Genomic DNA, 4,321 nt, shown 5'->3' on the forward strand with positions numbered 1-4,321 from the left:
GCGCATCGCCCCGGAATGACGGCGCGATTTACTGCGTCTTCGCCACGCGCGGCGGCGCGGCGGTCGTGACGAACGAGGTGGCTTCCAGCATGGCCTGGCCGAGCGGGGTCGGGATCGTCATGCGGAACGGCACCAGCAGGCGGGTGCCGGCGATCGGCACGAAGGCGATTTCGATGTTGCGCTGGGCGGCGAGATATTTGATCACGGGGCGATCCGGGATGTAGCCCGAGATCGGCACGAAATAGAGCGCGCAGACCAGCGCCGGGCCGTGATAGCCGCGCTCGGCCTTGACGATCTCGACCCGCTTGAAATCGAGCTTGAGGTCGTAGCGCATGCGGCCGTCGAAGATGCCGGCGCCGCTGCGGCAGATATCCGGGCTCATCAATTCGGCATTGCCGGGCGCGCGCAGGAACGAGCCGGTCATCGGATCGAACACGTTCTTCTTCTGCGCGTCGGTCACCGGCAGGCGGTCGGGATCGACCGGCGGCTCCGGCTCGATCGCGGATTCCTTGATGCCGCCATTGGCCAACACCATCCGGATCGTCTCCGACTTCTTCGAGGTGGTGGTGGTCGCGGTGTAGGAGGTAGCGGCCAGCGTGCCATTGACGACGCGGCCCTGCGAGGCGCCCGCGCCGGAGCCGCCGGAAAACGCCTTCAGGAGGCCCGCGGTGCCGCCCTGGGCCGAGGCCGAGAAGCTGTCGTCGCCGATTTCGATGGTCCAGGAGCCCTTGCCGACCGGGATACCGGCCAGGGTCGCCTCATACTGGGCGTCGAGCCGCCCCTGCGCGCTGGCACGCTCGGCGCAGAACAGCAGCAATGCGCCCGCGCACAGGCCGAGCAGCCGGCCGAGCGGGGGCAAAATGGCAATGGCGGTGGTCACTTAACCTACCTGACGGTCCTGCTATCGGCGCTCTATCCGTTGTCCATTTCGGCGTTCAATTCGGCCGGACAACAAGGCGCATCTTGTATGGAACCTAGACTTGCAGCCGAATACGCCCTTTATATGGTTGCCATATCCGCCGTTAAGTGGCTGGAAGACCTTATGAACCGGCATTTCCGGCGCCCCGCATGCGGCGATATAATCTTGACGCTCGGGTATTCTCCCCCTATACACCCGCGGTTCCTGGAAAATGGACGCGAATTCAAAACCCCCGCGCGGGCCGTGTGATTGCACGCCCTTCGAGCGGCGGGGATGCAATAAGGATTTTGTAAGATGTCCCGGCGCTGCGAACTGACGGCCAAGGGCCCCCAGACGGGCCACAAGGTGAGCCACTCGAACATCAAGACCAAGCGGCGCTTCCTGCCGAACCTGGCCAACATCACCTTCATCTCCGAAGCGCTCGGCCGCAACGTGCGCCTGCGCGTCTCGACCAACGCGCTGAAGAGCGTCGACCACAATGGCGGCCTCGATGCCTACCTGCTCAAGGCCAAGGCCGACGTGCTCTCGCCCCGCGCCCTCGAACTGAAGCGCGCGATCGAGAAGAAGGTCGGCAAACCGGCGCCGGTGAAGCAGGCGAGCTGAGTTCTCGCTGCACACGCGAATTCGCGGAGAGAGTTTTGAACGGCCGGGTCAGATGACCCGGCCGTTTTTGTTTTGTGAAGATCGTCTCTTTCAGGGCGTCCCTCGTGGAATCATCCGAGAGCGCGAACATTTCAATTTGCGATGGTGCAGTGCTTGGAGAGGTTGTCGAGGCAATCGCAGGGAGCCGATACATCGCAGCAATCGCGTCTGAGTTCACCCTGAGCTCGGGACCCATGGGAGCGTGCTGGCACCCGGCGTTCCCTGCGCCCTCTGCCGACAAGCGGGGATCAAGCTGCCGCAAAACTCAGACCGATCGCGACGCGAGAATGCGAGCACACACCCTCTCCTGATGTCCGGCAGGTGTATCGATCCGACCGACGCGCGTGCGCGCGGGTGAGTAGCGAATGAAATCTTCTTTGCGCAATGATGCGTGAAGTAAAATCGTCCATCGCGTCGCGTGAGGAGAGATGGATTGCTTCGTCGCTTCGCGACTCGCAATGACAGGCGTCGCTGATGATTACGACACTCCGCTGACAGCTGCCGCCAATGACAGCGATGTCATCTCTTCCATCACGTGCACATCACACGAATCTTCTGCTTGATGCATCGAGAGTGCGTGAAGAAACGCTTAACGCCCGCGCCCCGACCAGCAAAGAAACCCTATAAATAAAGGCAAAGCGGGCCGCTCGCTCCGCCGTTAATCACAACATCACTGCACATCATCACGAGCGCATGAGGCGCATGCAAAACGCCACGATCTCTTCCAGATGTTAGTGTGCAAACAAGCCCTCCGACACGAATGCGATTCGACGCGGTACGCCGCATCGTCTCGAAGACCGTGAGGGACATCACGGCCAGCACAACTGATTGTGAGGCATGTGCGCCGCACTCTTGGGAAGAAGCCTGGCCGTTCCTATGTCACGTCCAAAGAACGACCCCGATAAAGGAATTGCTCGATGCAAGTTCGCGCAGCCGATCCGCGCGGAAGACTGGTGCCTGCGATTGCAACCGCCGCCGTGGCGGTGCTCGCGACAGCCGCCCTCGTCATCCTCGAATTCAACCCGCCCCGCAATGTGCAGGCCGCGGCCGAGCCCGGCATGATCACCTCCGCCGCCGCCAGCAGAGCCGGCGCTACCGTGCTGCCGACTGATCCGGTGACCACCGGCAGCGTGCGGGTGCGCTAAGGACTCCGCTTTCTCGTTATCGTCGTCCCGGCGAAAGCCGGGACCCATTACCCCAGCTGTTTATTGGTTAGAGCGCTGGGGCGACATTCCGCTTAACGGCAAATACTCGTAGTAATGGGTCCCGGCCTTCGCCGGGACGACGGTAATAATCACCCCCGCCGCATTTTCGCATCCCTGCCCCGGCGTCTCGTCGCAAGCCCACCTCCCTCGACCTGCGTAAGCTCTCCCTCGCGAACAAAACAAAAAAGCCACAGGGAGGCTCACGATGATCTGGAAGGCCGTCACGGCAGCCGTCGCGCTTGCGCTCGCGACGCAGGTTCACGCCGCAGAGAAGAAGTATGGCACGGGCGCCAGCGACACCGAGATCAAGCTCGGACAGACCTCGCCATTCTCCGGCGCGGCGTCAGCCTACAGCGTGATCGCGAAGACGCAGGCCGCCTACTTCAGGATGATCAACGACCAGGGCGGCGTGAACGGGCGCAAGATCAACCTGATCACGCTCGACGACGGCTACTCGCCGCCGAAGACCGTGGAGCAGACCCGCAAGCTGGTGGAGCAGGAGGAGGTCGCCGCGATCCTCAATCCGCTGGGCACGCCGACGGGCCTGGCCGTGCGCAAATATCTCAACGACAAGAAGGTGCCGCAGCTGTTCGTCGGCGCCGGCGCCACGCTGTGGGGCGATTACGCGCATTATCCGTGGACGATCGGCTTCCAGCCGTCCTACCAGGCCGAGACCGCGGTCTACGCCAAGTATGTGCTGACCAACAAGCCGGACGCGAAGATCGCGCTGTTCTACCAGAACGACGACGCCGGCAAGGATTATGGCAACGGCTTCAAGAAGGGGCTGGGGCCGGAGAACACCGCGAAGATGGTGGTGGCCGAGACCACCTATGAATCGACTGACCCGACCGTCGACAGCCAGATCGTGAAGCTGAAATCATCCGGCGCCAACGTGCTGTTCATGCACGCGATCCCCAAGCAGGCGGCGCAGGCGATCAAGAAGATCGGCGAGATCGGCTGGAAGCCGGACCTGTTCTTCCTCGCGGCGACCTCGACCTCGGTGTCCTCGGTGCTGAAGCCCGCCGGCTTCGAATACTCCAGGGACATCATCTCGTCCTACTCGCTGAAGGATCCGAACGATCCGCAATGGAAGGCGGACCCGGACGTGATCGCCTGGCAGGACTTCATGAAGAAGTATTTTCCGGACGGCAATCTGCAGGACCAGCTGATCGTCTACGGCTATGTGGTGGCGGAGGCGACGGTGCAGGTGCTGAAGCAATGCGGCGACGACCTCACCCATGAGAACATCATGAAGCAGGCCGCCAACCTCGATATCGCGCTGCCGATGTTCCTGCCCGGCATCAAGGTGAAGACCTCGCCGACCGACTACTTCCCGGTCGAAGCGATGCGGCTGCAGAAGTTCAACGGCGAGACCTGGCAGCTGTTCGGCGACACGATCGGGAATGATTGAGGGGGTAAACGCAAAGCCATCCACTCCGTCGTCCCGGCGCAGGCCGGGACCCATTACCACTGCAGCCCGTTGTAGCAGCGAGCTGCGGCCCCAGCGTCCCACCACTTGTACATTTGTGGTTATGGGTCCCTGTGTCTTGGAAGT

At 62.3% G+C, this 4,321-nt stretch carries 4 protein-coding genes; 3 read left to right on the top strand and 1 reads right to left on the bottom strand.

What is annotated here, in order from left to right; all coding sequences use genetic code 11:
* Positions 1–28: 28 nt before the first annotated feature.
* Complete coding sequence (locus AKL29_RS38200; protein WP_080667176.1) at positions 29–859, bottom strand: DUF3108 domain-containing protein; 831 nt, start codon at positions 857–859, stop codon at positions 29–31.
* 354 nt (positions 860–1,213) lie between these two features.
* On the opposite strand from AKL29_RS38200, the gene rpmB reads away from it, so the two are divergent.
* From rpmB to AKL29_RS38215, 3 genes are all read left to right on the top strand, one after another.
* Complete coding sequence (gene rpmB / locus AKL29_RS38205) at positions 1,214–1,522, top strand: 50S ribosomal protein L28 (protein ID WP_028336197.1); 309 nt, start codon at positions 1,214–1,216, stop codon at positions 1,520–1,522.
* 956 nt (positions 1,523–2,478) lie between these two features.
* Positions 2,479–2,706 (top strand): hypothetical protein, encoded by a 228-nt coding sequence (locus AKL29_RS38210; RefSeq protein ID WP_028336196.1) that lies wholly within the window; start codon positions 2,479–2,481, stop codon positions 2,704–2,706.
* A gap of 265 nt (positions 2,707–2,971) precedes the next feature.
* Positions 2,972–4,177, top strand: a complete 1,206-nt coding sequence (locus AKL29_RS38215; RefSeq protein WP_050387743.1) for an ABC transporter substrate-binding protein — start codon at positions 2,972–2,974, stop codon at positions 4,175–4,177.
* The last annotated feature ends 144 nt before the right edge of the window (positions 4,178–4,321 follow it).

Source organism: Bradyrhizobium pachyrhizi (genome assembly GCF_001189245.1).
GTDB classification, from domain to species: Bacteria; Pseudomonadota; Alphaproteobacteria; order Rhizobiales; family Xanthobacteraceae; genus Bradyrhizobium; species Bradyrhizobium pachyrhizi.